Raw genomic sequence first — 17,645 nt, forward strand, 5'->3', positions numbered from 1 at the left:
CCTCCTCTGCGATAGAGCCGATGAATGGGCCGGGAGACCTCACCGTGATCAATGAATCCCAACCGCAGCGACGAAGCATCCTCAAGTTCGGCGGAGCCTTCGCCGTCGCACCCCTGATCACTCAGCTGACCGGCGGAATCCCCGCGGGACAGGCCGCCGCCGCGGGGACCGGCGCTCCGGCCGCCGTCCGGTGGCCGACCCTGTCGCGCAAGGCGCTGAAGTACTCCGTGCCCGCCCTGGACTGGCAGTCGCAGGCCCTGCCGATCGGTAACGGCCGACTCGGCGCCATGCTCTTCGCCGATCCCTACGAGGAGCGCATCCAGTTCAACGAACAGAGCCTGTGGGGCGGGGTCAACAACTACGACAACGCTCTCGCCGGCAAGCCGGACAGCGACTTCGACACCGGCATGACCGGCTTCGGCTCGTACCGGAACTTCGGCGACGTCGTCGTCACCTTCGCTCCCCGTGCGAGACCGAAGATCACGGCCCCGGGCGGACCGTACAACAGCTCCTCGTCGGAGGGCGTCGACAGGACCTACGACGGTGAATCGAGCACCAAGTGGTGCATCGACGGGCCCGGTTCGAAGGTGCAGTGGCAGGTCGAGCTCCCCGAACCCGCCGAGGTCGCGTCCTACCGTCTGACGAGCGCCAACGACGTGCCGGAGCGCGACCCCCAGGAATGGAAGTTCTCCGGTTCGGCCGACGGAACCACCTGGACCACGCTGGACAGCCGCACGCTGGATGCGCCCTTCGAGAGCCGCTTCCAGACGAAGGAGTTCACCTGCGCCGACACGGGCACCGGCACCGCGGCCTACCGCTTCTACCGGTTCGACTTCGTCCCCAAGTCAGGCGTCAGCCACTTCCAGTTGAGCGAGATCGGCCTGTCCGGCGTCGACCTCGACGGGGGCGGTTCGATCTATCTGTCGTCACCGAGCGGGCACTCCAGGGGCGCCGGTGCTGATTCCGGTTCCGGGGCCAAGTCCTCCCGGGGCACGGACATCTCCAGATCGGTGGACGGTGATCCGGACACCGTCTGGCGGGTCGACGACGCCGGGCCGAAGGTCGTATGGCAGGCCGATCTGCCCCGCGCGGTCGCCGTCACCTCGTACGCGCTGACGGCCGCCCCGGACCGGCCGCGGGACGACCCCCGGCGGTGGGTGCTGGAGGCGTCGCAGGACGGGCGTGCCTGGACGACCCTCGACACGCAGAACCCCGGAGCGCCGTTCGCCGACCGCGGGAAGACCCGGACGTTCCGGATCACCAACACCACGGCCTACCGCGCCTATCGGCTGACCCTGACCCCCGGCGCGTCCTCCCGCGGCTTCCAGATCGCGGAGATCGCGCTGGAAGGCGCGGGCTTCGACACGCGTACGCAGCGGTCGGTCGTCGACTACCAGCGCAGCCTCGACTTCGAGAACGGCGTCCATGTCACCCGCTTCGGCGCGCCCCGACAGCGCGTCCTGCGCGAGGCCTTCGCCAGCCGGTCCGCGGACGTCATGGTCTTCCGGTACACGGCGGACGGCACCCGGAAACTCTCCGGAGCGATCTCGCTGACGTCCGGACAGGACGAGGCCCCGACGACCGTCGACGCCGGCGCCGGGCGGATCGCCTTCAACGGTGTCATGGGCAACGGACTCAAGCACACGTGCACCGTCCGGGCCGTGCACACCGACGGCGAACTCCGCGCCGACGGGGCGGCGCTCCGGTTCAGCGGCTGCACGACCCTGACCCTGTTCCTCGACGCCCGCACCGACTACAAGCTCGACGCCGCCGCCGGGTGGCGCGGACCCGATCCGGCACCCATCGTCGCCAGGACGCTCGCCAAGGCGACCGCCCGGTCCTACGGCAAACTGCGGGACGAGCACACCGCCGAGATACGCGCCCTCATGAACCGGGTCTCGGTCGCCTGGGGCACGTCGGACAACGCGGTCGTCGCCCTGCCGACCGACGCCCGGCTCGAACGTTACGCGGCGGGCGGCGAGGACCCGACCCTTGAGCAGGCCATGTTCGACTACGGCCGCTACCTGCTGATCAGCTCCTCCCGCCCGAACGGCCTGCCCGCCAACCTCCAGGGCCTCTGGAACGACAGCAACCAGCCGGCATGGGCCTCCGACTACCACACCAACATCAACATCCAGATGAACTACTGGGGCGCCGAGACGACGAACCTGCCGGAGAGCCATGAGGCGCTCGTCCGGTTCATCGAGCAGGTGGCGGTGCCCAGCCGTGTGGCGACCCGCAACGCCTTCGGCAAGGACACACGCGGGTGGACCGCCCGCACCAGCCAGAGCATCTTCGGCGGCAACTCGTGGGAGTGGAACACCGTCGCGAGTGCCTGGTACGCCCAACACCTGTACGAACACTGGGCGTTCACCCAGGACCTGGGCTATCTCCGAACCGTCGCCTACCCGATGATCAAGGAGATCTGCGAGTTCTGGGAGGACCACCTCAAGGAGCGCGAGGACGGACTTCTCGTCGCACCGAACGGCTGGTCACCCGAGCACGGGCCGCGCGAGGACGGCGTGATGTACGACCAGCAGATCATCTGGGACCTGTTCCAGAACTACCTGGACTGCGAGGCGGTGCTCAAGACGGACCCCGCGTACCGGGCCAAGGTCACGGACATGCAGGCACGTCTCGCGCCGAACAAGATCGGCAAGTGGGGTCAACTCCAGGAGTGGCAGGAGGACTTGGACGACCCCGCTGACATCCACCGCCACACCTCGCACCTCTTCGCGGTCTATCCGGGCCGTCAGATCACCCCGAAGACAAGCGACTTCGCGGCAGCCGCCCTCGTCTCGCTCAAGGCGCGGTGCGGCGAGAAGGAAGGTGTGCCGTTCACGGCCGGGACGGTGTCGGGCGACAGCCGCCGCTCGTGGACCTGGCCCTGGCGGGCGGCCCTCTTCGCGCGTCTCGGTGACGGGCACCGAGCCCAGATCATGCTGCGTGGACTGCTGACGTACAACACGCTGCCCAACATGTTCGGCAACCACCCGCCCTTCCAGATGGACGGCAACTTCGGCATCACGGGCGCCGTGGCGGAGATGCTCCTGCAGAGCCACGACGGCGTGATCCACCTGCTGCCCGCCCTGCCGGACGGCTGGAAGGCCAAGGGGTCCTTCACCGGGCTCCGCGCCCGCGGCGGCTACGAGATCGACTGCGAGTGGCGGAACGGGAAGGTCACGTCCTACCGAATCGTGGCCGACCGGGCGCGGAACCGGGGGAACGTCACCGTGCGGGTGAACGGCGTCGACAGGAAGGTGAAGCCGGTCAAGCCCTGACGGGGGGACACCGGATCGCTGCAGAAGCAGTCATGCCGACGGCCGACGGCCGCCCGCCCCGCCGCCGGAAGCGCATCAGAGCGGATCGGAGCGGCACGGTCGTCGGCATGGCAGCTCCCCGAAGGCCCGACACTGTGCCCGCCCGGCCACCGCAGACTCACACCCCGGCCGGTCAGGGACTCATCGGCCCGGCCAACGCGTCGAGGACCGGTCCTCCCGCCAGACCGAGTCCGACGGAGACGACCGTGGCCGTGTACGCGACGACACGTGCCGTACGGTCCTCCTCGGCGAGGCCCGGGGAAGCGTCACGGGAGACCGCGGGCACGATCCAGCGCAGGTAGTAGAAGAGGGACGCCACAGTGTTGACGGCGGCGAGGACGGCCAGCCACGCGTAGCCACCGTCGAACACGGCGGCGAACGCCTGGAGTTTGCCGAGGAAGACCGCGGTGGGCGGGGTGCCGACGAGGCCCAGCAGACAGACGACCAGGCTCGCCGCGAGCAGCGGGCGGTCCTTGGCGAGCCCCCGGTAGTCGTCCAGCGTGTGCGCCTGGGGGAGGGCGCATACGACGGCGAACGCCCCGAGGTTGGTGACCGTGTAGGCCGCGAGGTAGTACAGCAACGCCTGCTGAGCGAGGTCCGAGCGGTCGACCACGGCCACCGGCATGAGCAGGTAGCCGACCTGACTGATCGTCGAGTAGGCGAGCAGCCGCTTCACGTCCTGCTGGAAGAACGCGCCGAGGTTGCCCAGCGTCATCGACGCGGCGGCGAGCACCGCGATGAGCGCCGGCCACGGCAGCGGGCTGCCCGCGAAGACGGCGTCACCGACCCGGAAGAGCGCGGCGAGCGCCCCGATCTTGGGCAGTGTGGTGAGCAGCGCGGCCACCGGCGCACTGCTGCCCTGCACGGCGTCCGGCACCCAGAAGTGCGCCGGTACGCCGCCCGCCTTGAACAGGACACCGGCCAGCAGCCCGATCGCACCGACGGCGATCAGCGGCTCCGGGGCGTCGCGCAGCGCGTCACCCAGCATCGGGTACAAGGTCGCCCGCCCGGCCGCGTACAGGACGGTGACACCGGCCAGCAGGAGTACGCCGAGCAGGGCGCCGACCACGTAGTACTTGAGGGCGGCCTCGGTGCCCGGACCGTCCTTGCGGAAGCCGGCGAGCGTGTACGCGGGGATGCTCGCCAGGAGATACGCGGCGGCGAACAGCAGCAGGTCCTGGGTCCCGGCCATCATCAGCGCGCCCAGGGCGGCCAGTTGCACCAGGACGTAGAACTCGCTCTCCCGGGGATCCCCTCGCAGCGGTCCGAAGGAGACACCGAGGACGAGGAGCGTGCCGCCGAGGACGACGATCCGGGACGCGCCGGTCACGGTATCGACGGCGAAGGCTTCCCCGAAGGCCGTCGTGGCGGGCTCGACGGCCGCCACTGCCGCGGCGACGATCCCCGCCACGCAGGCGAGGACCGCCAGGAGTCCGACGGCCCACTGCCTGGCGCGCGGCAGCCAGGACCCGAGCAGCAGCCCGAGTACGGCCGAGGCAGCCAGCAGCACCTCGGGCAGCAGATCGAGCGGGTTCTCGTTCATCTCGGTCATCGGGCGAGCAACTCCAGGACCGAGCGCGAGGCCGGCTCGACGACATCCAGCAGGAAGCGCGGAGCCACCCCGAGGACGACGGCCAGGACGAGCAGCGGAACCACGGAGACGCTCTCGTGCACCCGCATGTCGGGGAACGCCCGTGGTGTACCCGGCGCGTCGGGCAGCCGCAACGGCCCCGTGAACACCTGGCGCAGCGCCCGCAGGAACAGCCCGGCCGTGAGGAGGATGCCGAGCACCGACAGCGCCGTGGCCAGCGGCTGAGGCCCGAGACTTCCCGTGAAGATCTGGAACTCGGCGATGAAGCCGGAGAAGCCCGGAAGCCCGAGTGAGGCGAAGGCCGCCACGCCCGTCATGGCGGCGAACGCCGGTGCCACGGCGGCGAGTCCGGAGTAGGCGCCCATGTCGTAGGTGCGTCCGCGTTCGTGAAGCACCCCCGCGAGAAGGAACAGCGCACCGGTCAGCAGCCCGTGGCTCACCATCTGGGTCACGGCACCTGTGACAGCGAGGGATCGCGCCTGCTCGGAACTGTCCGCCGTCGCGGCGGCCGCACCGAGAGCCAGCACGATGTACCCCATGTGATTCACGGAGGTGTACGCGACCATCCGCTTGAAGTCGGTCTGCGCGAGTGCGACCAGCGCCCCGTGGAGAACCGAGACCACGCCGATGACGACCAGCACGAGGGCGTACCGCCGCCAGGCCTCGGGGAGGATCGGCATGGCGATGCGTACGAATCCGTACGTGCCCATCTTCAGCAGCACCCCGGCCAGGATCGCCGAACCGGCCGCGGGAGCCTCGACATGGGCCGGCGGCAGCCACGTGTGGAAGGGCACCGTCGGGGTCTTCACGGCCAGACCGACCACGACTGCCAGCAGCACCAGGGCCCCGTAAACGGACCGTCCGGCGAGCGGGTTCTGCTCGGTCAGCTCGACGATGTCGAAGGTGTGCGGCGACGCGGCGAGATACAGGCCGATGAAGCCGAGCAGCAGCGCGAGCGACCCGATGAACGTGTACAGGAAGAACTTCAGCGCGGCACGGGCGGCCTGTCGATGGCCCCATCCGGCGATGACGAAGTACATCGCCACGATGGACAGGTCGAAGAAGACGAAGAAGAGGATCAGATCCAGGGCGACGAAGAGCCCGAGGCAGGTGGTCTGGAGGAAGAGGAACAGCGCCGCGAACTCGCGGATCCGGCGGTTCTCGCGCAGCGAGTGGACCGCGCAGGCGAGGAACAGCAGACAGGTCAGGGCGAGCAGCGGCAGCGACAGGCCGTCGACGCCGACGTGGTAACCGACCCCCGCGCCCGGAATCCAGCGGGCGCGCTCCTCGAACTGCATCCCCCCGCCCGGCTCGTAGCCGACCCACACCGCGATGACCAGGGCCAGTTCGACGGCCGATGCCGTCACCCAGACCGCCCAGAACACGGTCGGTGCCGTACGGCGGGGCAGCGCGAACAACAGCAACGCGACGGCCGTGGGCGCGAAGACGAGGGCGGTCAGCAAGCGGATCACCTCACGAGGACGAAAGCGACGGCGAGGACGGTGAAGGCGGCGACCGCCTGGGCGAGGTACTGGTGCAGCTGTCCGGTCTGCGGGCGGCGGGCCCAGCGGCCGAGGGCACGGGTTCCGGTGGCGACCGCGCCCACCGTGCCGTCGACGGCACGTTCCACCACGTCGTTCGTCCAGCGGGCGAACCGGAGGGTGGTAGAGGCCGAGCCTTCGACGGCTCGGTCCAGGACGCGGTCGTCGAACGCCGCGGCGGCGCGCGCCAGTCGCATCGTGGGCGCGACCAGCAGGACATGAGCCGCGCGTTCGAGGCCCAGCCAGTCGGCGAACCCCGACTTCGCCCGTGCCGCCAAGGGCAGCGGGCGCGCATCCCAGCTCCAAGTGGCCGTGGCGGCCAGGAGGGCCAGACCGGCGGAGAGTACGAACTCCCAGGCGTGTGGGGCTGGTTGGCCGGAGGCGCTGAGGACACGGCTCACGCTGTCGCGTACCGGGGGAAAGGCGGTCGCCACCAACGCCACGCACGCGAAGGCCAACAGGACGAGGGGCCACACGGCGCCGGCCGGGATACGCCGGGCGTCGGGGCGCGTCACCGTAGGACGCCACACGAACCACAGTGCCTTCGCGCTGTAGACCGCGGACAGGAGAGCGGCGGCGAGCCCGGCCGCGTACAGCCATGGACTGCGCTCCAGGGCACCGGCCAGCAGTACGTCCTTGGCGGCCCAGAGGGAGAGTGGCGGCAGTCCGGCCAGGGAGAGTGCGGCCACGGTGAAGGCCGTGCCGACCGTACGGTGATGGCGCGCCGCGCCGAGCAGCGCCGGCAGTTGCTGGGTGCCGAGCGCGGTCAGCCAGGCGCCCGCCGTGAGAAACAGCAGACTCTTCGCCGCCGCGTGCGCGATGAGTTGAAGCGTGCCGCCCGTCGTCGCGCCCGCTCCGGCCGCGAGGACCATGAAGCCGATCTGTGCACAACTCGACGCGGCCAGCAGCTGTTTGAGGTCGGTCTGCGCGATCGCGACGAGCCCGAGGAGGACGGCTGTGGCCGCACCCGTCCAGGCGACCACGTCGTCGCCCCAGCCGGAGGCGTCCAGCAGCGGTCCGGTCCGCAGGAGCAGGTACGCGCCCGCGACGACCATGGTCGCCGAGTGCAGCAGGGCCGAGACCGGACTCGGGCCCCGCATCGCCTTCGACAGCCAGAAGCTGAAGGGCAGTTGGGCCGACTTGCCGAGGGCGGCGACGACCACGCCCGCGGTGATGAACGACAGCCACGGTTCCTCGGCCCGTGCGAGGCCGTCGAGCGAGAGCGACGAGTTACGCCCTTCTCCGGCGCCGCTCGCGAGGGCCGCGCCCGCCGCCAGATACAGGCCCAGGTCCGCGGCGCGGGTGGTGAGGAAGGCGGTGTCGGCCGCACTCGTACGCTCCGGATCCCGCCACCAGTAGCCGATCAGCGCCCATGAGGTGGCGCCCATGACCTCCCAGCCCATCAGCAGGACCGGGAGAGTGGCGGCGGTGACCGTGACGAGCATGCTCCCGGCGAACAGCAGCATCAGCCCGAAGAACCGCGCCCGCGCCTCGCCCGCGCCGAACTCCGCACCGCCGAATCCCGCACCGCCGAACTCCGCCGCGCTGAAGAGGAGCACGACGAGGGTGACCGCGGTGACGGTGACCGCCAGGAGCCCCGACAGACCGTCCACCGCGAGTCGCATCGGCAGACCGTCGAGGAACGGTGCCCGCGCGCTCGGGTGTCGCAGCGCCGCGGTGACGGCGAGTGCCAGCGCGACGGCCGCGACCGCGAGTGCCACGGCCGGCGCCGCACGATCGGCCCGCCGCCCCGCCACCAGGAGCAGCACACCGGCGCCGAGGGGCAGGGCGACCAGCGCCCACAGCAGAGCGCTCACTCCTTCAACTCCGCCGCCATGTCGGTCATGTCGATCTCCCGTGACCGGAACAAGGCGGTGACGACGGCGAACCCGATCGCCATCTCCAGGGCCATCGCCGTGACCGCCACCACGATCAGGACCTGTCCCTCGGCCGCCGCCGGAGCGATGTAGTGCCACGCGGCCGCGGCGGCCAGGATGACCCCGCCGAGCATCAGCTCAAGGCCCATCATCAGCATCACGACGGACTGCTGGGTGAGGGCACCGAACAGACCGACGCTGAACAGCGCGGCGGCCGGCAGCAGAAACAGTTCCAGACTCATCGGCCGACACCACCCCGTACGGGATCGTCCGCGTGCCGGGCCCGCAGATCGTCTCCGAACCGGTCGTAACGTCCCCGGCGGGTGGCCAGCACCACGGTGGCGACGATCGTCGCGAACAGGGCCATGCCCAGGGTCATCATGGTGAGCATCTGCGGGCCCATGAGCGACATGCCGAGTTCCATGGTCGGATCGGCGGGTGCCTTCCCCCGACGGGCGGGCCAGGGCGCGAGCAGGATCCCGGCGGCCAGCAGTGCGAACACCAGGCCGCAGACGACGGCCGCGCCCTTCTTGTTGTGGATCATCGTCATCGGCATGAGCCCGGCCGGGTTCATCATGTACATCACCATGAAGACCGCCATGATGGCCATCTCGATCGTCATCATCAGCACGATGACGATCCCCAGGTAGTCCAGCCCCAGCAGGACGACCAAGCCGCCCACGCACAGCAGCGAGCCCAGCAGGGAGAACGTCGCCCGCGCCATCGAGTCGAAGCGGAACACCATCACACCGCCGACCACCGCAAGGACGGCCAGCACCCAGAAGACCGCGACATCCATCGCCGTACGTCACCTCGCTTTCGTCAGGGAACTCACCGGTTCAGCACCACCACGGCCACGACCAGCGCCTGCACGATCGCCAGCGGGGTCAACACGACCCAGGCCAGCTCCAGATAGCGCTCCATGCGTACGGTCGGAATCGCGCGCCGGACCCCCACCAGGAAGGCCAGGACGGCGGCCGTCTTGAGTACGGTCCAGGCCCAGCCGGGCAGCAGCGGCCCGTGCCCGCCGCCCAGGAAGAGCGGCACACTGAACGCCGCGGCCACGACCAGCAGCAGCCAACGCCCGCCGAGGAAGAGCACCCGGTCCGCGCCCGACAGCTCGGCGCCCGCGCCGCCCGCCACGTCACGCCCCGCGGGCTGGTCGAACGGCCCCCAGAACGCCATCGCCATCGCGCTCAGCAGATAGATCCCGAAGGCCACCGGCATCCACACCGCGAACCACAACCCGGCCTGGGCGCCCACGACTTCACCGACCCGCAGCGACTCGGCGCCCAGTGCGGCCGTGGTGATGGCCAGCATGTGCGGCAGCTCGTACGCCAGCCCCTGCGCGAGGAAGCGGTAGCCGCCGATGAGCGAGAGCGTCGAGTTCGGCCCCCAGCCCGCCAGCCAGACCGCCGCCCACGCCAACGCCTCCATCGCGTTGAACCAGACGATCCCTTCCGGCAGATCACTCACCGACCGGAAGCCGAGCGGCAGTACGACCGCGGCCAGGACGGCGGCGACGGGAAGGAGACCGGCTCCGATCCGGGCCAGGGGCAGGTCCGAGGCCCGGGTACGACGAGGCTGCTGGACAAGATGCCGGAGGACCTGGCGGCCGGGTTCCACCGCGCGGGCCACCGTCTCCCGCAGCGATCCGGGCCGCCCGCGCCGGGCCCCGGCCGCGAGCACGGCGTCGAACCCGGCCGTCACCAGGGCCACCCCGACCAGCAGAGCGGGCAGCACGAGGACCGCCCACAGCGAAGTGCGCTCACCCATGGCTGTGGACCGTCCCTGGCGCCGGTACGTGAGTCAGCTCGTCGAGGTCCGGATCCAGGCTCGCGACGATGACCCGCGCGCAGGCGAACTCCGTTCCTTCGAGCAGCCGGGGGAGGCTGTCCAGCAGCGCCCTCGACGGAGGCACCGGCGTGTCGAGTCTCCCGCGAGGCCCTACGATCTCAGCGGCGTCCAGCGCTTCGGCGGCATCGCAGGCCGCCGCGCTCCGACCCACCGCGTCGAGCCACACGAGCATGCGGCTGTACGCGTCCCCGTCCGCGACCAGAGCCGGTCCGGTCACCCCACGCTGACGTGCCTGCTCGGCGGGCAGCGTTCCGAGCCCCGTCGTCAGCCACCGCAGTGTCCGCGAGCGCTGGGCCCGACGGATCAACGGGCGTACGAGGGGGGTGAGTTCGGCGGCAGCCGCTCCGGCTAGGGCACGGTCCCGTACGTACCGCGTCCGTGCGGCCATGTCGTCCCAGCCCGTCACGGCGAAGAACCTGCCCAGGCTGTCCAGGTGGGCCGCGCACAGCCGCCGCGCCGCGTCGCCCCGCGAAACGTGCTCGCCGGCGGTGGCGCGGAGCCACGGTTCGTCCCAGAAGGGCGGACGCGGGGACGGGGGAGCGGCCACGGGTTCGACGGTGACTTCCTGGACGACGTCACCCTGGAGAGCCAGGCGGAGGATCAGTCCCGCGGGCCAGTCGGCGAGTACGGGGCCGAGCGGCACGTGCAGCACGTCGAGCCGCAGACCGTCCCGGTCGTCGGCCCGGTCCGCCATGGGAAGTCCCTCGACGAGGCCGCCCATGTCGTGCCCTGCGTGCCCGTGATGCCCGCTGTGCATGTCGTGACCGCTGTGGTCCGCACGCGGATCGGTGTCACCGTTCTGTTGGTGCTCGTGGTGCTCGTGGTGCTCCTCGTGTTCGTCGTGGGCGTGGTGGCTCTCGTGTTCTCCGCGCTGAAGGTCCGCGAGCCCGCCGTCCAGAGCGTCGACGACCCGCTCGGGATCCGTGATCCACACTCGGGCCTTGGGCGCCGGAATGCCACGCCACAGACCTGCGACAACCCCGTCGCTCTCCTCGCCCTCGCTCCCGAGGTCGCCGACGACGACCAGCAGATCGGCCTCCGCCGGCCCGCTCACACACGGCCAGCCGCGACGCGCCAACTCCGCTTCCACGGCGAGCCGTTGCCGCGTCGCGCCGGGGGACACCGCGAGGAGAACGCTCGGCCGGGACACGGCTGCTCGCACAAGTGCGCGCCTCAGCTCCACCGGAACGCCCCCTCGCGCCAGGCGTACGCGACACCCGCGAGCAGGATTCCCAGGAAGAGGAACATCTCGACGACCGCGCTGATGCCGACGGCGGAGACGACCTTCGTCCACGGGTACATGAAGAGCATCTCCATGTCGAAGGCGAGGAAGACCATCGTGACGGGGTACCAGCGCACGTGGAACCGGGAGAGCGGGTGCTCCTGAGGTTCGAGGCCCCCGCTGAACGGGCCGGTGTGCACGGGCTCGCGGACCGCGCGCAGTGCGACGGACAGGGCATGGACGAGTACGACGGCCGCGACGATCAGTACGAGGAGTACGAGTACCGGTTGCCAGTCCGATGCAGCCACAAGGACCCCTTCCCGACGATCGCTCTCCGGACGGTCACCACGGCAGGCAGCATGTCAGCAGCCTGGGGCGCAAGGAACGCACGACACCTGCCTCCGGTCAGTTCGCCGCGCGGAACGAGCGCAGCCGCAGGGAGTTGCCGACGACGAACACCGAGGAGAAGGCCATGGCCGCTCCGGCGATCATCGGATTGAGCAGACCGGCCGCGGCGAGCGGCAGGGCTGCCACGTTGTAGGCGAAGGCCCAGAAGAGGTTCGACCGGATGGTGCCGAGGGTGCGGCGGGCGAGCCGGATGGCGTCGGCCGCGGCGCGCAGATCGCCCCGTACGAGCGTCAGGTCGCCGGCCTCGATCGCGGCGTCCGTGCCGGTGCCCATGGCCAGGCCCAGGTCGGCCTGGGCGAGGGCGGCCGCGTCGTTGACGCCGTCACCGACCATCGCGACGGAACGGCCTTCGGCCTGGAGCCGCTTGACGACGTCGACCTTGTCCTGCGGCAGCACCTCGGCGATGACGTCCTCGGGCGCGATGCCGACCTCGCGGGCGACCGACTCGGCCACGGCCCGGTTGTCTCCGGTCAGCAGGATCGGTGTCAGGCCCAGCGCGCGCAGCCGCGTGATCGCCTCCGCGCTGGTCTCCTTCACCGCGTCGGCGATTTCGAGGACCGCCCGTGCCTCGCCGTCCCAGGCGACCGCGATGGCGGTGCGTCCTGCCGCTTCGGCCTCGGCCTTCGCCCGGGTCAGTTCCTCGGGCAGTTCCATGGCCCACTCGGCGAGCAGCCGCTCACGGCCCACGAGAACCGCGTGACCGTCGACGATGCCCTGCACCCCGAGACCGGGTACGTTCGCGAAGTCCTCGGGGATGGGCAGCGAACCCAGCTTCTCGAGCGCCCCGTCGGCGACGGCGCGGGCGATCGGGTGCTCGGAGGAGTGCTCCAACGCGCCTGCCAGGCACAGGACTTCGGCCTCGTCGGTCGTGTCTGCGGTGTGCACGGCCAGCAGGGTCATGCGGCCGGTGGTCACGGTGCCGGTCTTGTCGAGGACGATGGTGTCGACCTTGCGGGTGGACTCCAGGACCTCCGGGCCCTTGATCAGGATGCCGAGCTGAGCGCCACGGCCGGTGCCGACCATGAGCGCGGTCGGGGTGGCCAGTCCGAGGGCGCACGGGCAGGCGATGATCAGTACGGCGACCGCGGCGGTGAAGGCGGCCGTCAGTCCGGACCCGTTGCCCAGCCAGAAGCCGAGGGTGCCCAGCGCGAGCGCGATGACGACGGGTACGAACACGGCGGAGATGCGGTCCGCGAGGCGCTGGGCGGCGGCCTTCCCGTTCTGCGCGTCCTCCACCAGCCGGGCCATCCGGGCGAGTTGGGTGTCGGCGCCGACCCGGGTGGCCTCGACGACCAGCCGGCCCCCCGCGTTGATCGTGGCGCCCGTGACCGGGTCGCCCGTGGAGACCTCCACCGGCACCGATTCACCGGTGAGCATCGAGGCGTCCACCGCGGAGGAGCCCTCGACGACCGTCCCGTCCGTGGCGATCTTCTCGCCCGGGCGCACGAGGAAGCGGTCGCCGACCTTCAACTCGGCGGTCGGGACGGTCTGTTCGCGGCCGTCGGGGCTCAGCACGGTGACGTCCTTCGCGCCCAGCTCCAGCAGTGCCTTGAGTGCCGCGCCCGCCTTCCGCTTCGAGCGGGCCTCGAAGTACCGGCCGGCCAGGATGAAGGCGGTCACACCGGCGGCGGCCTCCAGATAGATGTTCCCGGCGCCGTCGCCCCGGGCGATCGTCAGCTCGAAGGGGTGCGTCATGCCGGGCGTGCCCGCGGTGCCGAGGAACAGGGCCCACAGCGACCACAGGAACGCGGCCGAGGTGCCCACGGAGATCAGCGTGTCCATGGTGGCCGCGCCGTGCCGCGCATTGGTGAACGCGGCCTTGTGGAACGGCCAGGCGGCGTACGTCACGACCGGCGCCGCCAGGGTCAGGGACAGCCACTGCCAGTACTCGAACTGCAGGGCCGGGATCATGGCCATCGCGACGACCGGAACGGCCAGCACCACCGCGGTGACCAACCGCTCGCGCAGCGGCCGCAGTTGGTCGTCCGCGCCCGCCGTTGCGTCGTCACCCTCGGACTCGTCGTGTACGGGCGCCGGCTCGTGCGCGGTGTACCCGGTCTTCTCGACTGTGGCTATCAGGTCCTGGACGGAGACGTCACCGTCGTAGGCGACCTTGGCCTTCTCGGTGGCGTAGTTGACGGTGGCCGTGACCCCGTCCATGCGGTTGAGCTTCTTCTCGATCCGTGCCGCGCACGAGGCGCAGGTCATGCCGCCGATGGCGAGTTCTACCTCGGCGCCGGTCGTCGTGGTGGTCATGGCTGCTCCTCGTACGGGGTGGATGGCCGGGACCCTGCGATGCGCGGGCCCCGGCCGGTGCGGGGGAGTGCCCGGGGTCAGACCCGCCCGGTCAGCTCGTAGCCGGCGTCGTCGACGACCTCGGCGATCAACTTGTCGTCCGGCTCGGCGACGCCGACGACCGTGACCCGACCGGTGTCGAGGTCGACGTCGACCCCGGTCACGCCGTCCAGCTCGCCGATGACCTGGGTGAGCGTGGCCTTGCAGTGGCCGCACGTCATGCCGGACACGGCGTAGGTCGTGGTGACGGTGACGGCCTCGGCGGCCGTCGCGCGGTCGGTGGTGGCGGTCGAGCAGGAGCCGTCGGTGGAGCAGCAGGACGAGGACATGGGTTCCTCCTGGTGAGTACAGTCCGTCTCGGATACGGGGTGGGGGTATCCGTGTCGAGAACCTGTATACCCCTGTAGGGTATCTGACGCAAGCCATTCAGTCGCCTTGACTTTATACCCCCTAGGGGTATGTTGAAGTGCATCGAGGGGCCTCGCCCCCAGTCATCGGCCCACGTCCCTCAGGAGATGGCCATGCATACCGGAGTGAAGATCACCGCGTTCGCCGCAGCACTCGCCGCGACCTTCGGCACCGCCTACGGCGTGGGCCAGGGCATCGATCCCGTCGTCGCGGACCGCGAGCCCGCGAGCCACGACACCCACGCCGAACCGTCACCGGAGCCGGAAGGAGGCGGCGGCCACGCGGAGCACGAGTCCACGCAGGAGGGCCAGTCGCTGCCGGCCGGCGGACTGCAGATCTCCGAGAACGGCTACACCCTCGACCTCAAGACCCCCCGGATCGAGGCCCGGCAGCGCGCCGACCTGCGCTTCACCATCCAGGACGAGAAGGGTCGCGCGGTGACCTCGTACAAGCGCGAACACGAGAAGGAACTCCACCTCATCGTGGCCTCGCGCGACCTGGTCACCTATCGCCATCTGCACCCCACCCGCGCCGCCGACGGCACCTGGAGCATCCCCGTCGAGCTGCCCCGGGCGGGCGGCTACCGGGTCTTCGCCGACTTCACCCCGGCGAAGAAGGGGGCCGAGAACCTCACCCTCGGCGCCGACCTCGCGGCCTCGGGACCGTACGAGCCGAAGGGGCTGCCGGCGGCGAGCACGACGGCCAAGGTCGACGGATACGAGGTCAAGCTGGCGGGCGGGCTGCGACCGGGCGCGGCCGGAGAGCTGGAGCTGAACGTCTCCCGCGCCGGCAAGCCCGTGACCGACCTCCAGCCCTATCTCGGCGCCTACGGCCACCTGGTCGCCCTGCGCTCCGGCGACCTCGCATACCTCCACGTCCACCCCAACGGCGAACCCGGCGACGGAAAGACCAAGTCCGGCCCCGGCATCTCGTTCACGGCCACCGCGCCGAGCCCGGGCGCGTACCGACTCTTCCTCGACTTCAAGCATCAAGGCGTGGTCAGGACCGCCGAGTTCACCGTTCACGCGGGTGAGGCATCGGGCGGCAAGGGCGACCACGGCAAGGCCGCTGAAGAGACCACCGAGGAGACCTCGGACGGCCACGGGCACTGAAGGGGACCGTCCGTTCTGAGTCGGATCGGCGAACCCCACGTACTAAGCGGGTACGTAGGGGTCGGCGATCGGTGAGCCGGAGAACGGGCCCGGCTCACCCGAAGGGTGGAGTCATGACGGGACCGCTTCTGGGCTGGACGTTGGTGGTGTTGGGTGTCGGCGTGGCCGGCGGCAACCTGCTTCGTATGGCTCTCGTCAGAGGCTGGGCCCGGTTCGAGGCGGCGGCCGAGGCCGTGATGGGCGGGGGCATGGCCGTGATGGCCGCGCCGCCGACGGCAGGGCACTACGGCGCGCACAGCACCTGGTGGGCCGCGGTGTTCGGCGCCTTCTGTCTCGGCGGCGTGGCGCTGTCCGTACGGCATGCGGCCCGCGGCGGTCTGCGGTATCTGCGTCACGGCGGCCACGTCGTGATCGGCAGCGCCGCCATGGTGCTCATGACGCTGGCCATGTCCGGAACCACGTCCTCACCCGCTCTCGCGCTGGCCGGTTCCTCCGGGCACGGAGGGATGGCGGGCATGGCCGGGATGGAGAGCGTGGGAGCCCACGGCCACGGGGGTGTGGCCGAGGCGGCCGGCTCCGCGGGAGGCGCGCTCGCCTGGCGTGTGGCCTTCTGGGCGTTGGCCGCGTACTTCGTCGTCTTCATGGCTCTGGCCGTGCGTGCCCGTCTGCGCGGCAGGGACGGGGCGCTGCCGGCCGTGGCCGACGGCACGCGGGTCCGCCACCGTCACGCCCGACGAAGTCCCTCGCTGCTCACCGTGCCGAACGCGCGCCTGGCCGGTCATGTCGGAATGGGCGGCTCGATGGCGACGATGCTTCTGATGATGACCGCGTGATGATGACCGCGTGAAGAGGGCGGCCTGGAGCCGGCCCTGACGTCATGGCGTGTCCTGGTCCTGGACCGGGAGGCGCAACCGGAGTTCGTATCCGCCGTCCGCCGTCGGGCCGGACGTGACGGTGCCGCCGAGGAGTTCGGCCCGCTGGCGCAGACCGACGAGGCCGTGGTGTGCGCCGGGCAGGGGGAGCGCGGGACGGGTGGGGGAGGCGTTGGTGACGGTGGCGTGGACGGTGTCGTCCGCGTGGTGGACGTGAATGGTGGCGGTGGCCCCGGGGGCGTGCTTGCGTACGTTGGTCAGCGCTTCCTGGACCGTCCGGTAGACGGCGCGCTGGACGGTCGCGGGCAGGTCGTCGGGCAGGTCCGTGCGCAGCGTGGCCTCGATGCCGCTGGTGTCGACCAGCCGCTGGAGGTCCGCCAGGGACGGCTGCGGAGTCAGCTCCGTGGGACGGCTTCCGGAGGCGCGCAGGACGCCGACCATGTGCCGCAGCTCGTCCAGTGTCTGCACACTGAGCCGCCGGATCGTGGCCGCAGCCTCCCTCGCCTCCGGGTCCCGCGTGCCCACCTGAAGCACTCCGGCCCGTACGGCGATCAGGCTGACCTGATGGGAGACCACGTCGTGCATCTCCCGGGCGAGTTGCGCGCGTTCCTTCGCCAGCACGCTCTGGGCCAGCAGCCTGCGTTCGTGCTCCCGCGCCTCGGATATCTCGGAGAGCCGCAGGGACAGTTCGCGTCCGGTCTGGACGAGCTGGCCGAGAAAGACGGGCGCGACCGCCGTGGCCAGGCTGTAGGTGACCGTGAGCAGGTCGGAGGAGTCCGACAGATCGGCGAACTCCGGTGACGGCCACGACCACCAGGTGATGTCGCACGCCGCGAACGCCAGCGCGCACAGGGCCAGGAGCACTCGACGACGACTGAGGGAGGCGAGGGTGTAGAGCGCGATCAGAGTGGCGAGTACCGCGTCGCCGACCAGGGCCGCGGGCAGGGCGAGCAGGAACGTCGCCAGCGGCAGACGGCGACGGAGTACGAGGGAGAGCGCGGCGAGCAGGGCGCAGGCCATGCGGAGCCGCTCTTCGCTGTCGAAGTGGATCCAGACGTCCAGCAGGGAGACCGCGACGAGCATGGCGTCCATGAGCGGGGCGGGCAGGCGGCGGCGGTTCCTCATCCGTGTTTCCGGTCCCG

At 70.8% G+C, this 17,645-nt stretch carries 14 protein-coding genes; 3 read left to right on the top strand and 11 right to left on the bottom strand.

The features are described from left to right. Window positions 1-44: 44 nt before the first annotated feature. Window positions 45-3,281, top strand: coding sequence for a glycosyl hydrolase family 95 catalytic domain-containing protein (locus tag JEQ17_RS43860; protein ID WP_200400480.1), 3,237 nt, complete (start codon window positions 45-47; stop codon window positions 3,279-3,281). A gap of 172 nt (window positions 3,282-3,453) precedes the next feature. On the opposite strand, the gene JEQ17_RS43865 is transcribed toward JEQ17_RS43860, so the two are convergent. The 10 genes from JEQ17_RS43865 to JEQ17_RS43910 all read right to left on the bottom strand — a co-directional run bounded on the left by JEQ17_RS43865 (window position 3,454) and on the right by JEQ17_RS43910 (window position 14,440). Next, entirely contained in the window at window positions 3,454-4,872 is a 1,419-nt protein-coding gene (locus JEQ17_RS43865; protein ID WP_200400481.1) for an NADH-quinone oxidoreductase subunit N, read from the bottom strand. After that, the gene (locus JEQ17_RS43870) at window positions 4,869-6,374 is read right to left on the bottom strand and encodes a complex I subunit 4 family protein (protein WP_200400482.1); all 1,506 of its coding nucleotides are present in this window, start codon (window positions 6,372-6,374) and stop codon (window positions 4,869-4,871) included. Before JEQ17_RS43870 ends, JEQ17_RS43865 begins: the two co-directional genes overlap by 4 nt. Window positions 6,375-6,379: 5 nt before the next feature. Further along, window positions 6,380-8,269, bottom strand: coding sequence for an NADH-quinone oxidoreductase subunit 5 family protein (locus tag JEQ17_RS43875; protein ID WP_200400483.1), 1,890 nt, complete (start codon window positions 8,267-8,269; stop codon window positions 6,380-6,382). Beyond that, on the bottom strand, window positions 8,266-8,571 hold the full coding sequence (locus JEQ17_RS43880) for an NADH-quinone oxidoreductase subunit NuoK (protein WP_200400484.1): 306 nt from the start codon (window positions 8,569-8,571) through the stop codon (window positions 8,266-8,268). Before JEQ17_RS43880 ends, JEQ17_RS43875 begins: the two co-directional genes overlap by 4 nt. Beyond that, entirely contained in the window at window positions 8,568-9,128 is a 561-nt protein-coding gene (locus JEQ17_RS43885; RefSeq protein WP_200400485.1) for an NADH-quinone oxidoreductase subunit J, read from the bottom strand. Before JEQ17_RS43885 ends, JEQ17_RS43880 begins: the two co-directional genes overlap by 4 nt. Before the next feature lie 32 nt (window positions 9,129-9,160). Further along, window positions 9,161-10,105, bottom strand: coding sequence for an NADH-quinone oxidoreductase subunit H (locus JEQ17_RS43890; protein ID WP_200400486.1), 945 nt, complete (start codon window positions 10,103-10,105; stop codon window positions 9,161-9,163). Then, a complete protein-coding gene (locus JEQ17_RS43895) occupies window positions 10,098-11,348 on the bottom strand; it encodes a hypothetical protein (protein WP_325176312.1) in 1,251 nt (416 codons plus the stop codon). The genes JEQ17_RS43890 and JEQ17_RS43895 overlap by 8 nt, the downstream gene beginning before the upstream one ends. An 11-nt stretch (window positions 11,349-11,359) precedes the next feature. Continuing rightward, entirely contained in the window at window positions 11,360-11,716 is a 357-nt protein-coding gene (locus JEQ17_RS43900; protein ID WP_200400488.1) for an NADH-quinone oxidoreductase subunit A, read from the bottom strand. A 97-nt stretch (window positions 11,717-11,813) separates the two neighbouring features. Continuing rightward, window positions 11,814-14,072, bottom strand: coding sequence for a heavy metal translocating P-type ATPase (locus JEQ17_RS43905; protein WP_200400489.1), 2,259 nt, complete (start codon window positions 14,070-14,072; stop codon window positions 11,814-11,816). A gap of 77 nt (window positions 14,073-14,149) precedes the next feature. Beyond that, complete coding sequence (locus tag JEQ17_RS43910) at window positions 14,150-14,440, bottom strand: heavy-metal-associated domain-containing protein (protein WP_200400490.1); 291 nt, start codon at window positions 14,438-14,440, stop codon at window positions 14,150-14,152. A 192-nt stretch (window positions 14,441-14,632) separates the two neighbouring features. On the opposite strand from JEQ17_RS43910, the gene JEQ17_RS43915 reads away from it, so the two are divergent. Beyond that, on the top strand, window positions 14,633-15,631 hold the full coding sequence (locus JEQ17_RS43915; RefSeq protein ID WP_200400491.1) for a hypothetical protein: 999 nt from the start codon (window positions 14,633-14,635) through the stop codon (window positions 15,629-15,631). Window positions 15,632-15,744: 113 nt separating this feature from the next. Continuing rightward, window positions 15,745-16,464 carry a DUF5134 domain-containing protein gene (locus JEQ17_RS43920; protein WP_200400492.1) on the top strand — a complete coding sequence of 240 codons (720 nt, stop codon included), beginning with the start codon at window positions 15,745-15,747 and terminating at the stop codon, window positions 16,462-16,464. Between the two features lie 42 nt (window positions 16,465-16,506). Here JEQ17_RS43920 and JEQ17_RS43925 read toward each other — a convergent pair whose 3' ends face one another. Beyond that, the gene (locus JEQ17_RS43925) at window positions 16,507-17,628 is read right to left on the bottom strand and encodes a sensor histidine kinase (RefSeq protein WP_234048595.1); all 1,122 of its coding nucleotides are present in this window, start codon (window positions 17,626-17,628) and stop codon (window positions 16,507-16,509) included. Between the last annotated feature and the right edge of the window lie 17 nt (window positions 17,629-17,645).

This window comes from Streptomyces liliifuscus (assembly GCF_016598615.1).
GTDB lineage: Bacteria > Actinomycetota > Actinomycetes > Streptomycetales > Streptomycetaceae > Streptomyces > Streptomyces liliifuscus.